This window comes from Bradyrhizobium quebecense (assembly GCF_013373795.3).
GTDB classification, from domain to species: Bacteria; Pseudomonadota; Alphaproteobacteria; order Rhizobiales; family Xanthobacteraceae; genus Bradyrhizobium; species Bradyrhizobium quebecense.
In genome coordinates this window covers 108,224-131,778 of record NZ_CP088023.1, presented here as the reverse complement: position 1 = coordinate 131,778, position 23,555 = coordinate 108,224, and the positions used below count along the sequence as shown (strand labels likewise).

The 23,555-nt window shown below is 61.2% G+C and carries 10 protein-coding genes, 11 pseudogenes and 1 other annotated feature; of the genes and pseudogenes, 11 read left to right on the top strand and 10 right to left on the bottom strand.

Translation table 11 applies throughout. The features are described from left to right. Window positions 1-195 precede the first annotated feature (195 nt). From HU230_RS44460 to HU230_RS44345, 4 genes and pseudogenes are all read left to right on the top strand, one after another. A pseudogene (locus HU230_RS44460) lies at window positions 196-902 on the top strand (IS3 family transposase); the annotation flags it as partial. Beyond that, entirely contained in the window at window positions 891-1,076 is a 186-nt protein-coding gene (locus HU230_RS44455; protein WP_476727279.1) for an integrase core domain-containing protein, read from the top strand. The pseudogene HU230_RS44460 and the gene HU230_RS44455, both read left to right, overlap by 12 nt. A gap of 1,532 nt (window positions 1,077-2,608) precedes the next feature. Continuing rightward, the gene (locus HU230_RS42005) at window positions 2,609-2,854 is read left to right on the top strand and encodes a hypothetical protein (RefSeq protein WP_166107283.1); all 246 of its coding nucleotides are present in this window, start codon (window positions 2,609-2,611) and stop codon (window positions 2,852-2,854) included. 313 nt (window positions 2,855-3,167) lie between these two features. After that, window positions 3,168-3,266 (top strand): annotated as a pseudogene (locus tag HU230_RS44345) (hypothetical protein); the annotation flags it as partial. 73 nt (window positions 3,267-3,339) lie between these two features. Here the strand turns inward: HU230_RS44345 and HU230_RS42000 are convergent. Together HU230_RS42000 and HU230_RS41995 are read right to left on the bottom strand one after the other, a co-directional pair. Continuing rightward, a pseudogene (locus HU230_RS42000) lies at window positions 3,340-3,732 on the bottom strand (Ku family protein); the annotation flags it as partial. A gap of 380 nt (window positions 3,733-4,112) precedes the next feature. Next, window positions 4,113-5,141 (bottom strand): IS110 family RNA-guided transposase, encoded by a 1,029-nt coding sequence (locus HU230_RS41995; protein WP_176535480.1) that lies wholly within the window; start codon window positions 5,139-5,141, stop codon window positions 4,113-4,115. Between the two features lie 576 nt (window positions 5,142-5,717). Here HU230_RS41995 and HU230_RS41990 point away from each other — a divergent pair. Both HU230_RS41990 and HU230_RS44340 read left to right on the top strand, forming a co-directional pair. Then, a pseudogene (locus HU230_RS41990) lies at window positions 5,718-6,041 on the top strand (transposase); the annotation flags it as partial. 651 nt (window positions 6,042-6,692) lie between these two features. Then, window positions 6,693-6,879: pseudogene (locus HU230_RS44340) on the top strand (IS6 family transposase); the annotation flags it as partial. Here HU230_RS44340 and HU230_RS41980 read toward each other — a convergent pair. Further along, window positions 6,875-7,359, bottom strand: a pseudogene (locus HU230_RS41980) (transposase); the annotation flags it as partial. The pseudogenes HU230_RS44340 and HU230_RS41980 sit on opposite strands and share 5 nt — an antisense overlap. Next, window positions 6,959-7,076, bottom strand: a sequence feature (AL1L pseudoknot). It overlaps the preceding pseudogene by 118 nt. Window positions 7,360-7,691: 332 nt before the next feature. On the opposite strand from HU230_RS41980, the gene HU230_RS41975 reads away from it, so the two are divergent. After that, window positions 7,692-11,813, top strand: coding sequence for a Ulp1 family isopeptidase (locus HU230_RS41975; RefSeq protein ID WP_176535478.1), 4,122 nt, complete (start codon window positions 7,692-7,694; stop codon window positions 11,811-11,813). Window positions 11,814-11,858: 45 nt separating this feature from the next. On the opposite strand, the gene HU230_RS41970 is transcribed toward HU230_RS41975, so the two are convergent. After that, window positions 11,859-12,200, bottom strand: coding sequence for an IS4 family transposase (locus tag HU230_RS41970; RefSeq protein WP_224581103.1), 342 nt, complete (start codon window positions 12,198-12,200; stop codon window positions 11,859-11,861). A gap of 58 nt (window positions 12,201-12,258) precedes the next feature. On the opposite strand from HU230_RS41970, the pseudogene htpG reads away from it, so the two are divergent. Then, window positions 12,259-13,719 (top strand): annotated as a pseudogene (htpG, locus tag HU230_RS41965) (molecular chaperone HtpG); the annotation flags it as partial. Window positions 13,720-13,817: 98 nt separating this feature from the next. Here the strand turns inward: htpG and istB are convergent. Further along, window positions 13,818-14,660 (bottom strand): IS21-like element helper ATPase IstB, encoded by an 843-nt coding sequence (istB, locus tag HU230_RS41960; protein ID WP_176535476.1) that lies wholly within the window; start codon window positions 14,658-14,660, stop codon window positions 13,818-13,820. 85 nt (window positions 14,661-14,745) lie between these two features. Beyond that, a pseudogene (gene istA, locus HU230_RS41955) lies at window positions 14,746-16,184 on the bottom strand (IS21 family transposase); the annotation flags it as partial. A 754-nt stretch (window positions 16,185-16,938) separates the two neighbouring features. Between istA and HU230_RS41950 the strand changes: the two are divergent. Next, window positions 16,939-17,120 (top strand): annotated as a pseudogene (locus HU230_RS41950) (hypothetical protein). 7 nt (window positions 17,121-17,127) lie between these two features. Here the strand turns inward: HU230_RS41950 and HU230_RS41945 are convergent. Next, window positions 17,128-18,291 (bottom strand): extracellular catalytic domain type 1 short-chain-length polyhydroxyalkanoate depolymerase, encoded by a 1,164-nt coding sequence (locus HU230_RS41945; protein WP_176535475.1) that lies wholly within the window; start codon window positions 18,289-18,291, stop codon window positions 17,128-17,130. 5 nt (window positions 18,292-18,296) lie between these two features. Further along, window positions 18,297-18,716 carry a CopG family transcriptional regulator gene (locus HU230_RS41940; protein ID WP_029084654.1) on the bottom strand — a complete coding sequence of 140 codons (420 nt, stop codon included), beginning with the start codon at window positions 18,714-18,716 and terminating at the stop codon, window positions 18,297-18,299. A gap of 743 nt (window positions 18,717-19,459) precedes the next feature. Between HU230_RS41940 and HU230_RS44335 the strand changes: the two genes are divergently transcribed. After that, window positions 19,460-20,041, top strand: a complete 582-nt coding sequence (locus HU230_RS44335; protein WP_420840931.1) for a phasin family protein — start codon at window positions 19,460-19,462, stop codon at window positions 20,039-20,041. Window positions 20,042-20,753: 712 nt separating this feature from the next. Here the strand turns inward: HU230_RS44335 and HU230_RS41930 are convergent. After that, window positions 20,754-21,161 (bottom strand): annotated as a pseudogene (locus HU230_RS41930) (DDE-type integrase/transposase/recombinase); the annotation flags it as partial. A 196-nt stretch (window positions 21,162-21,357) separates the two neighbouring features. On the opposite strand from HU230_RS41930, the gene HU230_RS41925 reads away from it, so the two are divergent. Then, window positions 21,358-22,383, top strand: a complete 1,026-nt coding sequence (locus tag HU230_RS41925) for an IS110 family RNA-guided transposase (RefSeq protein WP_176535471.1) — start codon at window positions 21,358-21,360, stop codon at window positions 22,381-22,383. 328 nt (window positions 22,384-22,711) lie between these two features. Here the strand turns inward: HU230_RS41925 and HU230_RS44330 are convergent. Further along, window positions 22,712-23,390, bottom strand: a pseudogene (locus HU230_RS44330) (IS3 family transposase); the annotation flags it as partial. Window positions 23,391-23,555: the final 165 nt, after the last annotated feature.

Genomic DNA, 23,555 nt, shown 5'->3' with positions numbered 1-23,555 from the left:
CTGCGGCCTGAAGGGGGCCGCGCCACAGAGTGCGCGGCAGCGGCATTAACGATCCTTCGCTGCGCGTCGCGCAGTCCGACCCGTGGGTGTGAATCGACGCTGAACATTGACCCCGCACGCGCGAAGTCAATCAAGCACTTGGGGCGCCGATCGGCGTCCGGACCCCACGCCGATTCACACGCTGGTCGGGATGGCGAGGCGGCCCACGAACTGGAGGTCGAGAAGCTCCACGCGAAGATCGGACAATTGACGGTCGAGCAAGAGTTCTTAGCCAGGAGGTCCGGAAGATGAGCGCGCCGGATCGCCGAGGATTGCTTCAGCGCGATCATGAGAGTCTATCGATCCGCCGGCAATGCCAACTGCTGAGCGTTGCGCGATCGAGCGTATATAGGCCGCCGCGGCCGGCCAATGACAACGACCTTGAGCTGATGCGCGCATCGACCAGCTGTTCACGGCCTGGCCGTTCCTGGGCTCGCGGCGGATGACGGCGATGCTCAATGCCGAAGGCCGTCGCATCAATCGCAAGCGCGTGCAGCGGTTGATGCGCAAGATGGGCATCGCGGCGCTGGGACCAAAGCCCAGAACCACAAAGCCGGCGCCGGGACACAAGATCTTCCCGTATCTCCTGCGCCATATGGTGATCGACCGGCCAGGGCTTTCTATATCTGGTGGCGATCATCGATTGGGCGAGCCGTGCGGTACTGGGATGGCGCCTTTCGAACACGATGGACACATCGTTCTGCGTGTCTGCGCTCGAAGAGGCCTTGGCGCGCCTCGGCCGGCCTGAGATCTTCAATACCGACCAGGGTAGCCAGTTCACCAGCGCGGCCTTCACCGGCACGCTGGCCGCCACCGGCGTCAGGATCTCGATGGACGGTCGCGGCCGCTGGATGGACAACGTGTTCATCGAGCGGCTGTGGCGCTCGCTCAAATACGAGGACATCTATCTCAAGGGTTATTCGGATGGCCACGAGGCCAAAGCCGGAATCGCCCGACCCCATCAGGCGCTGGAAATTCGCGCGCCGATGGCGGTCTGGCAGGCCGGGGCGCATTCGGCGAAGAGGCTGTGGATATGACGCTTCTCGCAAGCGAGAAGCTTGGACAACGCTGCGCGTTGCCCACATCCCCACAGCCACAACAGCAGCAAGCAAGAGTAGCGTAAAGTATTGGGAAGAACAAACGGCAGCAGCTCCACTTAAGAACCGGACCCGGTGGTCCTCAGCAAAGGGTCCACTGCACCCAGCAGGCTACCCCCTCTTGGGTACGAAACGTTTGCGCCTGCGCAGTCTTAATGCTCGTCAGGATTTTGCACTTTACATCCTGGGGCTAGAGCCGACGTCGCCGGCGTGTAAGGGTTGCTGGGGCCGCTTCGTTTGGATTCGCCAGACGGGCCCCAAATACCTATTTTACGGGCATGTCGATCAGCCGAAAAGCGATCGAGATCCCGCCCGAGGTGGCCCGACAGTTGGCAGCGGCGCCGCCTATCGCGCGCAGGCAAATGCGCTTGAGATCGAGGCGCAGGCGAAGCGCGCGGCTAGCGGATGAATACGACGCCGCGCAGGAGCGGGGGAGAGATCAAGAGCGCTGGCAAGCCTAATTCTTCCACGCTGGGCGAGCGTTACCGAGATCGGTCTTACTCACAAAGACATTCACGAAGCCCGCATCAGACCCAAGGCAGGCAACACTCGTCGATGGTCGGGCGCCCAGGCACATCCACGATCTGAAGATCGCGAAAAATCGATAGAGCCGCTTCCGCCTCGGCCGGAAACCGCGCATCGGGCGCAAAGCGTCGTCTCGCTGACGAGCCTGACGCCGCGCAGGAGCATGGTGAAGTAGCAAGGCGGCAGAACAATCCCGGAAGCGTTGGGCATGTTCCGGAGGAGAACATAACGCCACTGCTGGCGAACTCGGCCTTTCCCGCAAGGAGCGCGTCGGGCATGGCGAGAGCAGGTCTCCTTCGCAACGCCGGCTACCGGTGCCAGTGGGCGGAGCGCGGGCAGCACTGCGACCGGGCTGGCGCGCCTCCGACCAAAGCCTGGTGCCTCTGGGGACCTTGCCGAGCGCCCCCTAGCTAGCGGCTTCACTCCACGCCGTATCGTGCGCGATCATCCGCGATGGCTCATCGTCGTTACACGAAATGGTCCGGCCGCTTCTTGCCATCTGGTAGCTGCCCTGCGGAATGGCTCGCCGGCGGGCGCCTTGTGTGCACGGCAATGCGGCACGGTCGGCGCCGTGCACGTCGTTCCGAATTGGCATGACATGGTAGGCCACGCGGTGCCCATTCACCAGAGCCCTGGAGATCGTGATGGAGTCGGCTGCCTTGGCGTCACAAGCCCGCTCGTCACCTTCGTTACTGGACCGGCCCTGTCGTCGAACCGAAATGGCTTCAAGACGGGTGCTTGGTCTTCTGCGTTGGCTGTCAGCATCACAACAGCCGGCTGAAACTTGCCGATCTTCCCGGATTGTGGACTGGTACGATATCTCCGCGCCGACTGGACTGGGGCGAAGTGATAAATTTCGCCAAAGGCGTTTCCGGCTTCGAGGTGGCCTTGCTGCGTTTGCTCACCGGCGCTAACGCTGGTCTTGAGGTTGGCGGAGAGGATGCACGATGAGCAAGGCGCGCGAGTTTATCGATTTCTGGATCGAGAATAGCGTTCACGCTGTCGAACAGTATCGGACTGTCGGCGCGTCGCAGGATGTGGCCGAGCTGAGCCGCCGCCTCATCGATGCTGCCAAGGAACAAGGTATACCGGAAGCGGACTTGGAGGCTGAGATCGGCGATATCTCCGACTACATCGCAGGGCAGCTCGAGGCGGCGAATAGGGCTGAGAGCGAACGGCGTAAGCTGACGTAGGACGCTATTCGTTCTTGACCCAACTCAGCTGTCATTTGAATACGACGACGATGATAATAAAGAGGCCGCCAACTGAGGCGCCCTTACTCATGGGCGGCTTTTGGTCCCGGGCCTTCTCCGTTTGACTTGCTCGATCAGAGGCCGGATTAGATTTTTAAAAGCAAGGCCGAGACATGTGATCACCACCAAGATCGGCCAGTATGCTCATTCCGCTCGATGTCGCCCACCAATCCGGGATGATGTCGCCCGGGGTGACGAGGCCTCTTCTGGCTCCGATACGGTCCCGCCTTTCGGCTTTGCGAAGGGGACCTGGATGCCGACGGAGAGGTTTGCGATGCGCCATGTGCGCGATATGATCAGATTGAAGTCGGCCGGGATGCCGACCCGCGAGATTGCGCGGCGGGTCGGCACGGCCCCTTCGACGGTGCGGTTGACGATCCGCCGGTTCGAGGCGGCGGGGCTGACCTGGCCGTTGCCAGACGACGTCACCGACACGGTGCCGGAGGCCCGGCTGTTCGCCAACGCCGGAGCCGGTCCGGGCACCCGGCGGCAGGCGTCACCGGATACTTCACGCCGACTTTCGCCGCGCCGCCGACGCTCTTGCGCAGCGCGTCCATCAGATCGACGACGTTCTCGCCGCGCGGGCGCTCCTTCGGAGTGATCGGCTTGCCCGCTCGCTTCTGGTTGATGAGATCGACCAGCGCCGTTTCGTACTGGTCTTCGAACTTGTCGGGTTCGAAGTTGCCGGCCTTCTGCTCGACGATGTGCCGGGCCAGTTCGAGCATATCCTTGGTGACTTTGACGTCATCGATTTCGTCGAAATACTCCTTCGGATCGCGCACTTCGTAGGGGTAGCGCAGCAGCGTCCCCATCAGGCCTGTCAATCGGCCCTTTAATTGCGGGTTGTTGTCAAGCTGTCATTCTTTCTCTCCAGTGGCACGCCCGTAGCGATTGCTCCGTCGGAGCTGGTCGCGTTGCGGAGACGGAGCGATCGCGGATGGCGACACGATCGCCTGACGGGATTGGATAATCGATGTCGTTGGCTGCTCCGGCGTAAATGGATTGATGTCGTAGCTGGGGTCATGGTCCTTTCCGAGGTCGCGAGCGCCTCATGATGATGTCCGGATCGAGCGCCTCAACGTTTGCAGCGGAGTGCGGACGAACCGCCACCAGCCGATTGACCGAGGTCGCCACGACCACCGTCCCAGCGGGACATCGCCAGTCCGGCGGGGCCGGACCAGGAGCTTAGAAAATAGGATTATGCCTCCTTCGCCTGCCCCCAGTCGAACGATGTGCCGTCCACCCAGATGCAGTGCAGGATTACGGCGATCTTCCGGGCAATGGCTACCTTTGCCTTCCTCATCCCAATCCGCTTTGCGAGCTTCATGCCCCAGGCCTTGAGGCAAGACCATTTCTTTGTTCGGTACAGCAGAATGGTTGCGGCCTCGAATAGGTAAGTCCGTAGAAGTCGATCGCCCCAACGGGATATCTTGCCGTTGGTGTCAGTTTCGCCAGATTGGTTGCGTCGCGGCGTAAGCCCCAGATAGGCGCCAACTGTCGAAGCGGATCGGAAGCGTGAGGGATCATCGATCGTATGGCGGACAGTTAGGGCAGTCACGACGCCAACACCCGGGACCGTCATCCGACGGCGCGTCGTCTCGTCCTGTTTTGCCAACCGGCGGACTTGGTCATCGAACTTATTCTGTTGCTGACACACGTTCTCATGGATCGACAAGAGCGGGGATATCACGCTCAGGAGCTGATGATCATCGCCCAAGAGCTCGTGGACCTGGTGGCGAAACTGCAGGCCGATTGCGCGAGGGAATAGTAATCCATACTCCTTGATCAAGCTGCGAATCTGGTTCTCGATATCCCGGCGAATGGTCACGAGACGAAATCGCGCAACGAGTATCGCACGAATCTTCTGGCTTTCTTCGCTCTTGACCTTCACTTCCCGGTACCAACCGACCCGCACCAGCTCGGCGAGGCCTCGCGCGTCGTTTTGATCACTCTTGTTCATGCGCACCGACAAGGCTGCGTGCGCGTGCCGAGCGTCGATACAGACCACAGGAAGATCAACCCTGCGGAGTTCATGCCACAGCCAACTCGCCATCGCGCCCGTTTCGAATCCGATGCGCTCGGCATGAGGCGCATGCTTGCGAAGCAAGTTGGTCAATGCGACCGGATCAGATTTGGCCTTTCCTTCGAAGATTACTTTTCCCATCTCGCCAACTACGCATATCGCCGTTTCCCTCTGCGAGACGTCCAGCCCAACGTATTGCTTCATCATAGCTGCTCCGAATCCTTTTGATTGCGAGAGCTCGACTATAGCGAGAGTACCTTCCTCCCGAGCGTCGACCGCAATTACGTCATCGTTTGCAAATTTGACCCCTCGTATTGCCTCAGGAAGTAATGTTACCCGGGATGAAGGTCTACGAACTGCCCCAGACCGGTCTCGAGCCTCGGGCCGTATTTCATCCACGGGCATGGATACGATGGCTGTCTCCGCCACCTTCCGCCGGAGGGACCGAAGCAGGCGCTGAACGATCGAATGCTGCTTGTCGCTGAACATCGAAGGATCGATCGTGGCGAGCCTGCCCACGATGGCCAGTGCAGTGAGCTGTGGCTCGACGGCGAGCCAGTTCTCGATGATCGCGAGATGGGGATCGAGCTTCGAGGGCATGCGAATACGCTTTTTGTATCGCCGTTTCGGCCGGCGGTGCGTGCCCCGCACTTCGGCGGTTTTTGCCGCCGTGCCGAGCGATCGGGCAAACGAGAGCGGATCAGCCGGCGATACGGTGGGAACCTTCGCAAGACCGCGCTTGCCGATCCGTTCGCCGAGCTCTTCCTGCGCCGTGCGGACCCATCGCGATTCCGATCAGCATCGAGCGTCGGCGCCTATCTAGGTCTTACACCTCGGCGCAATCAATCTGGCGAAACTGACATCAATGGCAAAATATCACGATGGGGCGACCGTCTTCTTCGAACTTACCTGTTCGAGGCCGCGACCGTCCTGCTTTATCGAACGAAGAAGTGGTCGTCCCTTAAGGCCTGGGGAATGAAGCTCGCCAAGAGGATTGGCATGAGGAAGGCGAAGGTCGCCATCGCGCGCAAGATCGCCGTTGTTCTGCACTGCATCTGGGTCGACGGCACATCGTTTGACTGGGGCCAAGCAAAGGAAGCCTGATCCGATCTTGTAAAGTTCCTGGTCCGGTCTGCCGGACTGGCGATGTCCCGCTGGGACGGTGTTGTGGCGACCTCGTTCATTCGGCTGGTGGCGCTCGACTGTACTCCGCTGCAGACGTTGAGGCGTCCGACCCGGACATCATCATGAGGCGCTGCGCGACCTCGGAAAGGACCATGACCCCGGCGAAGACATCAACCAGCCCGTACTGTCCAATGCCTGGCCAGTAGAGCATGTATCAGCCGCGCCCGCGCCGTCTCCGCAACCCCGACCAGCTCCGACGGCGCGGGCGCTACCACCTTGCCGTTGGAGAGTTCGAAAATGTGAGCTTGACAACAAACCGCAATTAAAGGGCCGAATGACATCTATGCTACCTCCGGCAAGGTCTTCACTCGGTACTTCTGATAATCGAGAACGGCCGCTGCAAGTGGCATCGAGCGCGGCACGCTCACAGGTCTGAGGGAGACGATAAGCGCTCTCATCGCCGTCCTCAATGCCTATGACCGGCCGTCAGGGAATCACGAATCGCTCGAAAGCAAAATCCCAAAACGCAAGAAACCGCGGCCCAACACCCGGCTTTCCTGCAAAATCGAATACTTTATCGAGATAACTTCTGCCTCCGTCTCAGGCCGATCTGCATTCTTCACGGACGACCACAAAGCTCTCAACAATTGGGCCGAGAATTCTCATCAGCCGACGCGGCGACGCCATGAAGCGTTTTAAATCGTCCCGTCAGGCTCAACGGTTTCTGTCAGTTCACGATCAGGACGCGAACCTTTTCCACACCCCCTATTCCGGAGCCGTCACTGCCGACTTCCGTCGCGCTTCGCGCGAGCGATCTTCAGTGCGGCGTCCGGCTTGGCGCGCGTCGACAGCCTGGCGGGATCGCGCCGTTTGGCCCCATGGGCGTGGTAGGTCGAGGGGGCGATCAGGCAACACCCGACAGATCGGCTCGACCCCATGCGCCCCACGATGATCGTCAATGAAGGCGATCATGGCTTGGACCGGCGGTCGAGCTCCGCCATCGCAAAATAAGCGCTCGCCTTGCGCAGGATCTCGTTGGCCTGTCGAAGCTCACGGTTCTCCCGTTCCAGGGCCTTCAGCTTCTCGGCCATCTCCGTCGGAACGCCGTCCGCTGCCCGCTGTCGATCTCGACCTTCTTGACCCAGTCATGTAGCGTCTGCGGTGTGCAGCCAATCTTGGCGGCAATCGATCTCACCGCCGCCCACCGCGAAGGGTGCTCGCTGGCGTGATCCGGAACCATCCGAACCGCACGGGCCCGAACCTCGGGTGAAAACTTGTTCGTCGTCTTGCTCGTCATGGCTCCATCCTCTCGGGAGTTGGAGCCTCCGGCAAACCCGGGGCGGTTCAGACTGCAACAAAAGTGAGTCAGAGCCAATTTTTACGTCGCCCGACAGCGCTCGTCAGGTACTCGACAGCTTCCTCTCATAGCAAAAATTGTGGGGAAGAACATCCGAGTGGCCGACTGCCTGCGGCGCGGACGGTTCGGACCCACAGTGGTTTGTTGCTGGATCCAACGTTGAGAGCTCATTCTGTGCCGCGGATTTGGTCGCCGCGCTGCCGTCTCGATTGCCCCGCGCATGAGATCCAAACCGAGCTCTGATTCGCCTACATCTTCGAAAGTGAGAACGGATGGATTTCACCTCAACTAGCCGACTGCAGCAACAATCGAACAGCGCCGCCCAGCAAGAGACTGCACCGGTGTCCCCGTCGACAGACGCGGCGGCCTTTGAGCGGCAGCTAAGCGAGATCACCCGTCCAGGTGATGGTGTGCTGATGCAGACCCCCCCCCATCAAGTCGCCGCATCGCCATCGGAGGCGCAGCCCATCATGCAGGCGAGCGGGCACGAATGCCCTCCAGCGTCGCAGGATGGAGGCGGCGGGCCAATGCCAGGCGCCTCGGCGCTGCAGCCTGGCCAGTCAGCAGAGGTTTACGGTACCCGCAGGCGTCCTCTTTATTCCCAAGATGCTGACCTTATTTTGGGGCTTGAGGAGGCCCTCATCAAAGGGGGGGCTGTCAAACGCACTGCCAAGGAGAATGTAGGTCATCTTCTTAGATTGGGCCGCTGGCTCTTTGAAAACAAAAAGCAGGCCATTGCTGCTCGGCTCGACGACGAGTCGTTGACCGTTGATGCGTGCGAGTTCTTCGGAAAGGGTAATCCCACGAGACTCCTTACGGCAATAGGTCATCTCCGGACCTCGCAGTCGACGGGCGGAATCGTGCCGATCGCAGACCGCGCTAAGCTGAATCCTTATCCCCAGGACGCGGCTCTCATCGAAGAGTACAAAAACGAAGCAACGACAGGTACCGTCAGTACCTATGCATTTACCCTTAGCAGTTTCAGTGACTACCTGCGTAAAAACAACAAGAAGGGCATTGCTGCTCGGCTTTCCGGCAAGGCGTTGGATGGAGATGTCGGAGACTATAAGAAGGACGTCGGTGGTAATAGGCGGATCGGTGCCGCACTGGCTCATCTCCGAAAATCGCGGGCCGGCGCTAAAGCGATGGAGCTCGAGCGCCATATTTCTCCCGGTCCTGATCCCGAACGCGCGGCCCTGATGGAGCCGAGGCGGGTCAGCGACGCCGCTGCGGAGCACCGCGCGTCGCAGGAAGCTGGCAGTTGGCCAGAGAAGCTTCCTGCAGAAGGCTACGATCAGGATTTGGTTTTGGGGCTGATGGACGAACCCGGTCCGTCGCACTCGGCGCTGCAGCCGGCTCAGTCAACTGGAGTTTTGAGAAGGCAGAGGAAGCAGCCACTTTATTCCGAGGATGGTCCCCTTATTTCGGGGCTTGAGAAGGCCCTCATCAAGAGCGGGGCCACCGAAATCAGCGCCAAGGCCAATGTATATTCTCTTCGCAGCTTTGGCCGCTGGCTTGTCGCAAATAACAAAGAGTCCATTGCTGCTCGGCTCGACGACGAGTCGTTGACCATTGATGCGCGCGAGTTCTTCGGAAAGGGTAATCCCACGAGACTCCTTAAGGCAATAGATCATCTCCGGACCTCGCAGTCGACGGGCGGAATCGTGCCGATCGCAGACCGCGCTAAGCTGAATCCGTATCCCAAGGACGCGGCTCTCATCAAAGAGTACAAAAACGAAGCAACGACAGGTACCGCCAGTACCTATGCAGTTGTTCTTAACAGTTTCAGTGACTACCTGCGTGAAAACAACAAGAAGGGCATTGCTGCTCGGCTTTCCGGCAAGGCGTTGGATGGAGATGTCGAGAGCTATAGGAAAGACGCCGCCGGGGGTAATCGGAATATCGGTGCCGCACTGACCCATCTCCGAAAATCGTCGGCCGGCGCTAAGGCGATGGAGCTCGAGCGCCATATTTCCCCCTTTCCTGATCCCGAAGACGCGGCCCTGACGGAGCCGAGGCGGGTCGGCGACGCCGCTGCGGAGCACCGCGCGTCGCAGGAAGCTGGCAGTTGGCCAGAGGAGCTGCTTCCTGCGGAAGCCCACGATCAGGATTTGCTTTGGGGGCTGATGGACGAACCCGGCCCGCCGTCCTCGGCGCTGCAGCCGGCTCGATCAACTGGGGTTCGCAGGAAGCAGCCTCTTTATTCCGAGGACGCTCCCCTTATTTCGGAGCTTGAGGAGGCCCTCATCAAGGGCGGGGCCGCTGAAGCCACCACCAAGGATTATGCAGGTTCTCTTCGCAGGTTTGGCCGCTGGCTCTTCGAAAATGACAAAAAGGGCATTGCTGCTCGGCTCGACGACGAGTCGTTGACCATTGATGCGCGCGAGTTCATCGGAAAGGGTGATCCCGCGAAACTCCTTGCGGCAATAGATCATCTCCGGACCTCGCAGTCGACGGGCGGGATCGTGCCGATCGCAGGCCGCGCTAAGCTGAATCCTTATCCCCAGGACGTGGCTCTCATCAAAGAGTACAAAAACAAAGCTGCGACAGGTACCGTACGTACCTATGCAGTTGTTCTTAACAGTTTCAGTGACTACCTGCGTGAAAATAACAAGAAGGGCATTTCTGCTCGGCTTTCCGGCAAGGCGTTGGATGGAGATGTCGAGAGCTATAGGAAGGACGCCGGGGGTAATCGGAATATCGGTGCCGCACTGGCTGATCTCCGGAAATCGCAGGCCGGCGCTAAAGCGATGGAGCGCGAGCGCCATATTTCCCCCGTTCCTGATCCCGAAGACGCGGCACTGATGGAGCCGATGCCCGTCGGCGGCGCCGCTGCGCAGCACAGCGCGTCGCAGGACGCGGGCAGTTGGCCAAAGGAGCTGCTTCCTGTAGAAGGCTACGATCAGGATTTGCTTTGGGAGCTGATGGACGAACCCGGCCCGTCGTCATCTCTTCTTGAGCCAGCCGCGCGCCATGACCAGTCATCGGATCCCGGAGAGTCCATTCGTCCCTTGAACTGGGGCTACGACCGCCAGCAGTTCCCGGACGAGCCGATCGGTGCACTTGCCAAGAGCAACCTCCTGCCAAGCGAGGAGGTCGTCATCAACGATGAGCATGACACAGCTGAATTGAGGCCAGCGAAAAGGCCGAGGACCCTAGACAATCTGCAAGGCCTTGCCATTGAGAGGCAGCTGAGCGAGATCGCCAATTCAGGCGGTCGCCTGCTGACGTCGGCCCCCACCCATCAACTGGGTGCATCGCCATGGCAGGCGCAGCCGACGATGCAGGGGAGTGGGTACCAAGATGCCACGGCGCCGCAGCGAGCTGTCAGTCGGCCATTGGTCCTCCCGGAAGGTTATGATCAGGATCTGCGTTTGATGGTGGAAGACGGCCCACCGTGGCCCGGGGTTCCCCCGGAGCAGGCGCAGGACATAGTCCAAGCTGGACAGCAGGAACCTGCCTGGTCCGCCTCAACCTGGTCGCCGCAGATGCCGCTCAACTTTGATTGGAGTATGTGGCCGATGCTGGAAGCATCGCCAGCGCACTCTACCAGGGCTCCCTCAGACATCTACGCTGGTCTTGAGCCATTTCTTGCTCTGAATGCGCCGACACCGTCCGAGTTGCGCGACGATGCTCACTTTGAGCCAGCGCAGGCTGCCAGGGTTCGCTCAAGCACCTACGGCGGTCCTCCGTTGGTTGATCTGACTGCGGCCACGCCGTCTGAATCACGCGACGATGTTAATTCTGTGCCGGCGTTTCCGAGCACCTCCTACGATGCTCAGATCGGGGCTTTAGGTCCGACAGCCTCGCCTCACGGCCGCGGGCTGGTGCTCGAGGACACGGAATGGCTGGGCGACGAGCATGTCCTGAGAGATTACCAGCTCCTGGCGCAAGAGTTGGGGGGGGACAATCCGAATCTCGCCGCCCGGACGCGGTTCGTGGATCCTCTCATAACCCTTGTTAGCCTGCGCTTGGGCACCGAGAGCGAAATGCTACGCGCATTCCAGCGCATCGTCCATGATCAGAATGGTGACGACACAGCCGACTTCCTGTTCCTGCCAGTGAACAATGCCCGTGCTACGAATCTCCCCGGCACCCATTGGTCGTTGCTGTTTGTTGATCGCCGCGACCGCGAAAGGCCGGTTGCCTATCGCTACGACTCCATGGGGGAATACAACAACACGCCCGCAGCAGAGCTCGCAGCAAGGCTGGGCGCCCGCCTGGAGTCACGCGGCATGACCCAGCAGCTGAACACTTATGATTGCGGCGTCTTCGTGGTGGACGGCACGCGGGCGCTGGTTAGGCAATTGGAGCAAGGACGAGCACCACACCTGCTGAACCTCAGCAGCCTCGTTGCCAATCGGCAGGCGCTGCAGAACCGACTCGGGGGCTGATGTCGTACGCATACGACGAAGCTTACGATTACCCACATTTTTGAGTCAGAGTGTCGCTCCCGTTGCGATATCGATGACTCGCGACAATCCGCGCCACATGATCAGATTCCCTGGTGGCGGATCGTTGGCACGGGCGAGGTAGCCGCCGAGCCTGGCGATCTTGATGAGATAATGCGACAATGTCTTTCGTTGTGCGCTGACTGGAATCTTGTCTTTGACGAGCCGATCAAGCAATTGGATTTCACCTTTGGTCAGCACAAACTCCGGTGAGGCATTTGGCGCTGAACGATTAAGCATCGTCATCCAAAAAATGCGCCAGCTCACAATGCAGAATACCGAGATCAGATTCGTCAGTCGCTGAGCGGTCCGCAGTTGCGAGACCTTCATCCCGGGTAACATTACTTCCTGAGGCAATACGTCTGGCCGACATTCCGCGCCTATGGCCATGGTCGCCGACAAGATCGTCGTGATCAGCCGCCGCGCCGGCGAGAGCGATGTCTGGACCTGGACCTCGTCCGGCGGCTCCGGATTCGAGATCGCCCGGGCCAGCGACGAGGACGCGGCACGTGTGGTGCGCGGCACCGAGATCGTCCTGCACCTGAAGGACGACGCGAAGAAATATCTCGAGACCTACGAGATCGAGCGCATCGTCGGTGCCTATTCCGACAACATCCTGTTTCCCATTGAGCTCGTGCCCGGTGAGGGCGAACCGCGCCAGATCAATTCGGCGAGCGCGCTGTGGCAGCGCTCGAAATCCGAGCTGACGGCGGAGGACTACAAGAAGGCCTATCAGCAGATCAACTCCGCCTTCGACGATCCCGCGATGACGCTGCACTACCGCGCCGAGGGCCGCTATTCCTACGCCGTGCTGCTGTTCGCGCCGTCGACGAAACCGTTCGACCTGTTCGAGCCGAACCGGAAGGGCCGGGTGAAGCTTTACGTCCGCCGCGTCTTCATCACCGATGATGCCGATCTGCTGCCGGGGTACCTCCGCTTCATCCGCGGCGTGGTCGACAGCGAGGATCTCCCGCTCAACATCTCCCGCGAGATGCTCCAGAACAATCCGCAGCTCGCACAGATCCGCAAAGCCGTGGCGACGCGTGTCGTGTCCGAGCTCGAAAGCCTCGCCGAGAAGGATCCGGAGAACTTTGCCAAGATCTGGGACGCCTTCGGCGCGGTGCTGAAGGAAGGCATCTATGAGGATTTCGAGCGTCGCGAAAAGCTGCTCGCGTTGTCGCGCTTCACCACCACGTCGGGCGAGAAGCGGTCGCTGAAGCAGGTCATCGCCGATTTCAAGCCGAACCAGACCGAGATCTATTATCTCGTCGGCGACAGCATCGAGCGGCTGAAGTCCAATCCGCGGCTGGAAGCTGCGACCGCGCGCGGCATCGAGGTGCTGCTGCTGTCCGATCCCGTCGACGCCTTCTGGACCTCGATGCCCTCGGAGTTCGAGGGCAAGCCGCTGAAGTCGCTGAGCCAGGGCGATCTCAATCTCGACCTGATCCCGCGTGTCGACGAGGCGGACGAGGCGAAAAAGGACGAGCCGGCCGCCGACGAAGCCGCCACCATCGCCGTGATCAAGGCCGCGCTCGGCGAGCGCGTTAGCGACGTCAAGGCCTCGACGCGCCTCACCAGCTCGGCCTCCTGCCTCGTTGCCGACAGCCAGGGGCCGAGCCGCGAGCTCGATCGCATCCTGTCGCAGCAGAACCGCGGCATGCGGACCAAGCCGATCCTCGAGATCAACCTGCGCCATCCGCTGGTGACGGCGATCACCAGGGCCCAGGCTAGCTCAGAGGTCGTCGACGACCTCAGCCTGCTACTGCTCGAGCAGGCGCAGATCCTCGACAGCGAGTTGCCGGAAGACCCGGCTGCGTTCGCGGCGAGTATAGCGCGACAATCAGGATGAGAGCGGCGCGTCAATCAAGATGAGACGAGGCGGCCGAGTCAGGAGATAATTGACGCTGGCCGCCTACTTGGCAAGCGTTGATTGACGCTGCGCGACAATCAAGCGGCGCTGCCAGCGTCAATCACAGTCTTGTCGAGTTCGTTGGGGGTCGTGTGAACAGGTGGCCGGCCTGGACCGCGCTTGCGATCGAGGGCAACTTTTCGACGGTAACTTTCGACGTTCATCTCGAGGATCGTGGCGTGGTGGACCAAACGATCGATGGCAGCCAACGTCATTGCCTGGTCCGGGAAGATACGCCCCCATTCGCCAAATGGCTGATTGGCCGTGATCAGCAGCGAGCGTCGTTCGTAGCGGGCGGCGATCAACTCGAACAGCACACTGGTTTCCGCCTGATCCTTGCTCACATATGTGATGTCGTCGAGGATCAGGAGGTCATAGCGATCGAGTTTGGCGATCGCGGACTCCAGCGCCAGCTCGCGCCGCGCGACCTGCAGCCGTTGCACCAGATCAGTGGTGCGCGCGAAGAGAACGCGCCAACCGTTCTCGACGAGAGCCAGGCCGATCGCCGTGCCGAGATGGGTCTTGCCGCCGCCCGGTGGACCGAACAAGAGCAAATTGGCGCCGGCCTTCAACCAGGCGTCGCCAGCGGCGAGCGCCATCGCCTGTGCCTTTGATAGCATCGGCACGCTTTCGAAGTCGAAGGTGGCGAGCGTCTTGCCGGCGGGCAAACGCGCTTCCACCATGTGTCGCTCGATCCGACGGCGGGTGCGATCGGCCGCCTCGTGCTCGGCAAGGGCGGCGAGGAAGCGGGCGGCAGGCCACCCTTCCTTGTCCGACTGTGCGGCGAGCTTCGGCCAGATCGCCTTGACGCCCGGCAGGCGGAGCTCATTGAGAAGCAGCTCGACACGGGCGGCATCGACGGAGGTAGCGATACCGGTCATGCTGCCTCTCCCAGGTTCGAGCGGCCCGACATGACGCTGACGGAGGCGAGTTCATCGTAGACGTCGAGCGGCACCAGCTGGACGGCGACACGGCGACACGTGGGATCGAGGCCGCCTCGGGTCGGAAGCGGCCGCGCAGCGCGGCAAGATCGGGTCCAGATCCATCGCGATCACCTCGGCGAGTTCTGCTTCGCAGGCGCGCTCGTGAGCCAGCGCCAGAAGCTCGACCGTCACCTTGCAGGCGCGCCGGTCATCACCATGCTCCCGCAAGGTCTCGAACAGACGTTTGTAAGCTGTACGCGGGAAGAGTTGGTCGCGATAAACGAGATTGAGGAGCGCCATCGGCTTGCGCCGCAGGGCATGGATGACGTGCCGGTAATCCACGACATGACCGCCCTGGCTCTCGGACATAGGCCGACCGCGCCGCAGCGTCACGACCGGCGTGACGCCAAGGAAGCATTCGAGCCGGTCGTCGAAGATGCGCACACGCAGGCGATGGCCGATCAATCTTGAAGGCACGGTGTAGAACACGCGCCGCAGGATGAAGCCGCCTGACGACGTCACCGGGATCACTTTCTCCTCGAAGTCGGTCGTGCGGCCTTTTGGCAGCGGCGCCAAGGCCTCCTTCTCGAGCGCGATCGGCTTGGCGAGGTTGGCGTTGCGCCGGCCGACAATCTCGTCGACAAAAGCCCGGTACGCATCGAGACTGGCGAACTCGCGCGTCCCCCGCAGCAACAGCGCATCTTCCAGTGCCCGCTTGAGATGGCCGTGCGCGCTCTCGATCGAGCCGTTCTCATGTGCGATGCCCGCATTGTTGCGCGTTGGCGCCATGCCATAGTGGCCCATCAGCCCGGCGTAGCGCTGCGTCAGATCCCCCCGTGCGTCGGCGGCCAGATTGCGGAATGCTGCCGACAGGCTGTCGCTGCGATGCTCCCGCGGCACGCCGCCAAGCGCCCACAGCGCGTTCTGCAAGCCCTCCGCCAGGGCGACGAAGCTTTCGCCGCCGAGCACGACATGGACATGCTCGAAGCCGGAGAACGCCAACCGGAAGTGATAGAGCCGGTGATCGAGCGGCTCACCCGCGATGGTAATACCGAGCGCGCTCACGTCGGTGAAGTCGGACAGACCCAGGCGGCCGGGCTCGTGCTGCTGGCGGAAGATCACGTCCTGTTCGGGGCCGTTGAGCGCCCGCCAGGCGTTGATGCGCCGCTCCAGCGTGCGGCGGATGTTCGGGTTCAAGTCATGATGCCGTCGGCGCAGCTCGTCCAGCACGCCGATCACGCGGATGCCGGGCGCAGCCTTCAGGATCGGAACGATCTCGGCGTCCCAATACTGCCCGAGCGGATCGGACCGGCGCCGGCCCCTCGGCGTCTTCTTCTGCGATGGCGGGCGACAATCGCCCTCGATTCGATACGCGCTTGCCTTCGAGAACCCCGCCTTGGCCGCGGCGGCCTCGGGGGACAGTGTCAGTCGGTACGTCATGTACAGCCTCATCTGGTGGTCGGTGATGTGGAGGCCAGGCAAGGCATCGATTCCCTCTTGTCGAGACGAATCAACAGCTTGCACCAGCCGCACCCGGCCGCCAGACGGGTCCAAAAACGCGCGACGCCGATGGGGACGGTCCTCCGGTCGGGCTGCGCCCTCCCTTCGGTCCGTCCCCATCGGCGCAGTCTCACCTTGATTGTCGCTGGAGTCTCACCCTGATCGCCGCCGCGCAGGCGAGGCTGAACCAGCTGGTGCTGCAAGGACTCGGGTAACTCGCAATTCTCAGTGTGCCCAACGGCGCGGATCACCAATGGAGGAAGGTGCCACCCAGACAGTAGGTTTGATCTGGTAGCTGGCAAGCGGCTTGTCTGAGCAAAGGCCGCCGAGGGCGGTTGAGCATCCATTGGGCCGTAACGTGAGGAAAGCCTGAGCAGATATCGAAAGTGAAATTGCAGATGCCAACCCGCCTGAGATTCGGGGAAGGCAGCGTGGGACAGGTAGCAACCGACACGAGCACCTGTCTCGATCTGCCGGGGTGGGCACGGCACGCCGGAATGGTGATTCGGGGAATTGGGAAGGCCCGCAGGGGGCGGAGGTCGCGTCTTCAACGTCGCAATTGGCGGCTCGCCTACAACCTGATCCTCATCCCCAAACTGGTTGCAGCGTAGCCAACTTGGCGTCCAGACCACCAAAGCGCTTCAAACTCTCAAACAAATCATCCCAACAATGGCACCCGCGACAGAACAAACGCCCAATTCCTTGGATTTTTCAGTAAACTGCTAGGTCGCGCTTCCTGGCAGACGACGGGGTAGCGGCCGGCGAAGCGGTGGAGACCTGAGCGCCAATGCGGCCGTCATGCGGGCGGAGGCGCTCTCGCGCAAGCCCGGCTGCGTCGGCGCGATCGCGTTCAGCCGCAGCGGGGATCCGGCGACCGGCGAGTTCGGCGACGTGCCGGACGACCTGAGCGCTTTGTGAAGCCCGACTAACCCGGGAGCGAATGCTCAAGGAAGAAGCGCAGCATCTCCCTCGTCGCGTCCGGCCCGCGGGGATCGGTGTAGGAGCCGGCGGGACTGCCTCCCGACCAGGCGTGGCCGGCGCCGTGAACGTTCCAATGCTCGGAGATGGCCCGCCCTCTCGGATCGGTCAGGTTCGTGCGGGTGTAGGCGTGCCCATGGGGCACTCGTCCGTCGCTCACCTTCGCTTTCAAACCTGCCGCCTTGATGGACTGCTCGACAATCCGGTCGCCGTTGTTCGGATGCACCGTGGTGTCGCGATCGCCATGGAAAACGATGGTCGGCACTGGCGGTCCACCATCGGCAATTTCAGACCCGCCTCCCTGCCGCATGGCGACGAACGCGGAGGGAAGATCGCTTGCCGCCCCGCAGGCGAGGCCGGAATGGATCCCGACGGCCGCGTACAGATCGGCGTGGGTCGCTGCCATGATGGCGGCGAGCGCCCCGCCGGCCGACAGACCTGCGACGTAGACCCGCTTCGGATCGATCGGATAGTCCCGCATGACCTGGCGAGTGATGCCCGCGATCAGCGAAGGCTCCCCGCCGTCCCGGTGCTGGTCGCCCGCGCGAAACCAATTCCAGCATTTCGCCTGGTTGGCTCCGCTGGGCTGCTCCGGATAGACCACGAAGCAATTTCGCTCTTCCGCCAGGAAATTCATCCGGGTCCCGGCCGCGAATTCGTCCGGCGACTGGGTGCAGCCGTGAAGCATGACGACCAGAGGAAGCGGCTTTTCTTGGGAGCGGCTTGGGACGAACAGCTTGTAATTCCGGCTTCCATTCGCGCTGCGGAAAGTGCCTGCGATGAATCTCGTGCCTTGGGGCGCGATATCCGTCGTGGCAGGCGGAGCGCGGGTCATCGGACCACGCAGGTTGAGTCCGGGGAAGTCTTTCAAGCGATCGAAGCTTTGCAAAGGAGCGGGAGAAACCCGGGTGGTTCGTCGGCTTTCCTTCTCCTCGACGATGCTGGCCTTCACGTCGATGGTCGGCGGCTCGAGCCGAGCTGGCGAGACACGAGCATGGGACGGTTCTGGCGACTCGCCGCGGAGCATGCGCTGCAGGAGCGCGGTGGCCTCGACCAGTTGGCCCGTAAGCGTGAGGCGCGTGGCCTCGGAAATCAAGTTCTGGCTCAGCATCGCATTCACCTTGTTCTGTCGGAGAGGGCGGCCTTGACCGCGGGAGTGGCGTGAAGGGCACCGAGCACCGAGACCGAAGCAATGGTGGCGCCGGCCAGCTCGGGGGTGACGTCCTGGGCGATGGTCGCGAGACCCAGCACGTTGATGTGCAGCATCTCGCCGGCGCGCCGCGCCGCTTCGAGATCCTCGCGGCTGTAGTTCCGCACGCCCAAGTCCAAGCCCTTTCGGACCGTCGACTGCTTCACGACGTCCGCGTGGCGTTCGAGCTGGTTGCGGATGGCCGTCCGGATGAAATCCGTGCGGTTCGAATAGAACCCTTCCTGCACCATCAGATCGACCTGACCCAGATCGACATAGCCAAGGTTGATCGTGATCTTCTCTGTATCGGGGATCCGAGGTCGCAGCTCGCGCACATTGTCGACCATGAAAGCATCCATTTTCACCATCCATCGGGATGGCGTAGGGATTTTATGTGGATGTTCAGGAGCTATTTTCAAGGGGGCAGCGAAAAATCGGTTAGACGCTGGCAGTTCGTCGGCCGGCCTCGTCTCGCGCCGACGTTCAGCGTTTGGCGCCGCGAACGCCGCAGCCGAGTTCCCGGCGGCGGCAGAAATCAATCCGCGGTACGCGCTTTCATACTCGCGCGCCATTCGGTCCGCGGAGAAGCGCTCCTCGAAGCGGGTGCGATGGCGTCCTGGTCCACCCCCGGATCTTCCACGATCAACCCGCGCGGGGTCAAATCGGCCATCTCGATACTCCTGTCTGAGGGGGTGGGCTCCAACACCCACATCCTCTCAGCCAGGAGGCGATCTATGCCACCTTGCCCCCTACGCCGCGGCAGCGGCTTCGTTCAATCCCGATTCCGGCAAAAAACAACATGCTCTAGAATCCACCGCGCGCAAGCTTGCTCCGACCCCGGAGCGCGATGCACTACTTCGAGACGTCGCCCGATTTCGTACGCAGTTAGCCACGGGACTGTCGGAGTTGAAGGCGAAGAAAAAATAAACGATCTCCACTGCCATGGAGCGCGTCAGGTCCGCCCGCATTCCATTCAGAGTTCCTTCACCACACCAACGCCGCGTAACGAACAAGGCAAAACCGCGATTTCATCGCAAACATGGCGGAGTATCTTGGCGTCTGGTTGGATGCAGAACAGCGGAGTTCAGCAATGGCGACGACCCACAAAGATAAGCCGCGCGGTAAGCCACGCCAGCGCAGCCGGAAGGCGGACCAGCGAAACCAGAAACCTGATGATCAACAGCAGAGCCCGAAGCTCGCCCAGCGGGGTGAGGATCGAATCGGCGCAATGGTCGCGTCAATTGACACCGTCACGAACGGCGGAACTGCGCCGGCGGAGCCTCCCTCAAGCGGCGCACCCGCCCCGGCGGATGTGCCCTTGATCGGCGAAGTCGCACCGACGGATGCTCCCCCAATCGGCGCAGTCACACCGGCGGACAACTGGCCAGTCAGTATTCAAACTATCACGAATGCCTACAGAGACTATACCAAGAGGTCGCTCGAGGAGACCGGGTCCTTTGTCGAGAAGCTCATGGCTGCGCGGTCGTTCGATAAGGCGATTGAGGTTCAGACCGAATTCGCAAGGCAGGCTTATGCAAACTTTGTGGCTGAGTCACAGAAGATTTGTGAACTCTACAGCGAACTTGCCAAGCAGATCATCCTCAGGCCTTGGGAAGGGCTTCGCGGCGAAGATGACCCAAACCGGGCGCTAGGATCTCGCAGCGGCAGTTAAAAGCGAACCGGCGGTAAAAAGAAAACCCCGATCGAGCCTCAGCGTTTAGCTTAGGATCTACCATCAGCAGTTATTATCGACCCCAGTTTGCCGACGATCGTTCCGCCTACAAGTGCGATTGAGTCTGCCGAATATCCTGGAGGTCCCGCAGCGCGAGCGTACCGCCGGCAAATACCGTCACCTTGCGACCTTGATGGCGGAGCTTGGGTGGACAGCAGTGCGCGTGCGCGACTTCACTCGTGGCGGTTACAAGGAACAGGTTCGCGGGTACGTCAGAGGAAATCGTCAATGAGCCGGTCGATTCACACCGGCAGGATATTCGTCATCCTTGCTGCGAGGCGCGACGAGTCAAAGGACGGCTTGTAAAATTAGTTTGTCCACTATATGTTCGCGCATTCAAGTTTATGTCTCGCGAGCCCGTCGTGGTTGATCAGATCGTCATCACGGAAAAAACCAGCCAGGCGAAAGACGTCCGGGCTGCCGTTGGGTCGCGCTACGGTGATGTTCTGCCGGCCGAGGGTCATTTGTGAAATGGACCCGCGGAGCGGGACCACTTGAGCCGGTTTGTTAGTTGGAAACTGACCGCTCCTGATCCGTTTCTATCACGCTGCGAGAAACCCTGTCTGCTGCTGTTGCTGTTGCTGTGGCATGTGGTCAACGCGTCAGCGTTGTCCATCATGTCCACAGCCTTCGCAGCCTGCATCCGTCCGCGCCAGACCGCCATCGGCGCGCGATAGCCGAGTGCCTGATGAAGGCGGCGACCGTTGTAGAAGGCGATCCAGTTTGCGATTCCTGCCCTGGCCTCGCGACCGTTGGCATAGCCCTTGAGATAGATGTCCTCATGCTTGAGCGAGCGCCACAGCCGCTCGATGAAGACATTGTCCATCCAACGACCGCGGCCATCCATTGAGATCTTGATCCCTGCGCCCGCCAACGCGCCGGTGAAGGCCGCACTCGTGAATTGGCTGCCTTGGTCGGTGTTGAATATCTCCGGCCTGCCATACCGTGCCAGAGCGTCGTCGAGCGCAGCGAGGCAGAACGAGGTATCCATTGTATTGGAGATACGCCACGCTAGCACTGCACGGCTCGCCCAGTCGATGATGGCAACGAGATAAAGAAATGAAATGGACCCGCGGAGCGGGGCCGCTTGAGCCGGTTTGTTAGTTGGAAACTGACCGCTCCTGATTACTTCCTATCACGCTGCCAGAGACACTGTCTGCTGCTGTTGCTGCTGTGATGGGGTGGACGCCCCCTCGACGGCATCGATGTGCCAAAGTGAAGGGTGTTGAACAGCCATCACGAGAGAGGAAGCGTCCGTGAACGAAGTTAGCACGATTGGACTAGATTTAGCGAAGTATGTCTTTCAAGACCATGGAGCCGATGCCACCGGAAAGGTCGTTTTTCGCAAACAGCTGCGCCGGAATAAGCTGCTGGCATTCTTTGCCGAGCAGCCGGCTTGCCTCGTGGCGATGGAAGCCTGCTCGGGCGCGCATTACTGGGCTCGTGAGATTGGCAAGCTCGGCCATGAAGTGCGGCTGATCCCACCGGCTTACGTGAAGCCCTTCGTCAAGCGGCAGAAGAACGACATGGCCGATGCAGAGGCGATCTGTGAAGCAGCGCAGAGGCCGACCATGCGTTTCGTTCCCGTCAAGAGTGAAGAGCAGCAAGCGAGCGCGGTGGTGTTTCGGACCCGCGACTTGCTGATCCGGCAGCGGACCCAGGCGATCAATGCTTTGCGTGGTCATCTCGCCGAATACGGGGTGATCATGGCAAAGGGAACGGCCCATGTCGGAGAGCTTGTCGAGCGCGCAATGGATCCAAAAACAAATGTGCCCGAAGCGGCACGGTTCGTACTCGACATATTGATCAAGACGATGGTGACGCTGGAAATGCAGATCAAGAAACTCGACAGCGAGATCACCCATCGCGCCCGAAAAGAAAAAGATGCCCGCCGTTTAATGACAATCCCAGGCGTGGGACCAATGACGGCGACGGCGTTGCTTGCCCTTGCGCCTGCCGCCGGAAGCTTCCGGTGCGGACGCGACTTCGCCGCATGGCTGGGGTTGACCCCGTTGCAGCGCTCCACGGGCGGCAAACAGAAGCTGGGTGCGACGTCGAAAATGGGGGAGCGAACGTTGCGACGGTTACTTATCATCGGCGCGACTGCGGTCGTGCAGCAGGCACGGCGGCGAGGCACTTCACCGTCATCGTGGCTCGGGCGCATGGTTGCCCGCAAGCCACCTATGCTGGTAGCCACCGCTCTTGCAAACAAGATGGCCCGCGTCGTCTGGGCTCTGATGGCCAACGGTGGGGTCTATAAAGCTCCGGCTGTGGCGGCATAGCCGTCCGGTCAGAGGTCGTCGAGATGTAGGAAGGTCAAACGGAAGGTATGGCGCAACAGTCGAGAGACGGGGTTGGGAAAACCAGTACATGCCCAAGTGCTATCTAAGCACGCCGCTGTGATTTGGACCTGATCCGCGAACTCCCATACGGGCCCGCGACAAATGACGGTCGCATTAAAGGCCGGACAGATGTCAGCCCCCGACTACAGCGCAGCGCTTGACGAAAGATTCTTCTTGCATCCCCGGGGGCGTCCACAGATGGGCATGTGGTCAACGCGTCAGCGTTGTCCACCATGTCCACAGCCTTCGCGGCCTGCATCCGTTCGCGCCAGACCGCCATCGGCGTGCGATAGCCGAGCGCCTGATGAAGGCGACGATCGTTGTAGAAGGCGATCAGCTCGCGATCCCTGCCTTGGCCTCGCGGCCGTCGGCATAGCCCTTGAGATAGATGTCCTCATGCTTGAGCGACCGCCACAGCCGCTCGATGAAGACGTTGTCCATCCAACGACCGCGGCCATCCATGGAGATCTTGATCCCTGCGCCCGCCAACGCGCCGGTGAAGGCCGCGCTGGTGAACTGGCTGCCTTGGTCGGCATTGAAAATCTCCGGCCTGCCGTACTTCGCCAGCGCCTCTTCCAGAGCCGCCACGCAGAACGAGACGTCCATCGTGTTCGATAACCGCCACGCCAGAACCGCACGGCTCGCCCAGTCGATGATGGCGACGAGATAAAAAAGCCACGGCCGATGGGCAGATACGTGATGTCGGCGGCCCACACCTGGTTCGGCCGGTCGATCGTCATGTTGCGCAACAGATAAGGATAGATCTTGTGGCCCGGCGCCGGCTTCGTCGTGTTCGGCTTCGGTCCCAGCGCCGCGATGCCCATCTTGCGCATCAACCGCTGCACGCGCTTGCTATTGACCTGAAGCCCCTCAGCCTTCAGCATTGCGGTCATTCGCCGCGAGCCCAGGAACGGCCAGGCGATGAACAGCTCGTCGATCCGCCGCATCAGGGCAAGGTCGTTGTCGTTAGCCGGCCGGGGCGGCCGGTAGACCCCGGAGCGCGCGATGCCAAGCAACAAGCATTGCCGACGGGATCGACAGCGCCTTGTCGGCGCGATCGAGCATTCCTCGACGGTCCGGCGTGCTCATCTTCCGGACCTCCGCGCTAAAAA

Coding starts and splice junctions, on each gene's coding strand:
- HU230_RS44455 (WP_476727279.1), top strand. CDS start 891: ATGGACAACGTGTTCATCGAGCGGCTGTGGCGCTCGCTCAAATACGAG.
- HU230_RS42005 (WP_166107283.1), top strand. CDS start 2,609: ATGAGCAAGGCGCGCGAGTTTATCGATTTCTGGATCGAGAATAGCGTT.
- HU230_RS41995 (WP_176535480.1), bottom strand. CDS start 5,141: ATGAAGCAATACGTTGGGCTGGACGTCTCGCAGAGGGAAACGGCGATA.
- HU230_RS41975 (WP_176535478.1), top strand. CDS start 7,692: ATGGATTTCACCTCAACTAGCCGACTGCAGCAACAATCGAACAGCGCC.
- HU230_RS41970 (WP_224581103.1), bottom strand. CDS start 12,200: ATGAAGGTCTCGCAACTGCGGACCGCTCAGCGACTGACGAATCTGATC.
- istB (WP_176535476.1), bottom strand. CDS start 14,660: ATGACCGGTATCGCTACCTCCGTCGATGCCGCCCGTGTCGAGCTGCTT.
- HU230_RS41945 (WP_176535475.1), bottom strand. CDS start 18,291: ATGCTGAGCCAGAACTTGATTTCCGAGGCCACGCGCCTCACGCTTACG.
- HU230_RS41940 (WP_029084654.1), bottom strand. CDS start 18,716: ATGGTCGACAATGTGCGCGAGCTGCGACCTCGGATCCCCGATACAGAG.
- HU230_RS44335 (WP_420840931.1), top strand. CDS start 19,460: ATGGCGACGACCCACAAAGATAAGCCGCGCGGTAAGCCACGCCAGCGC.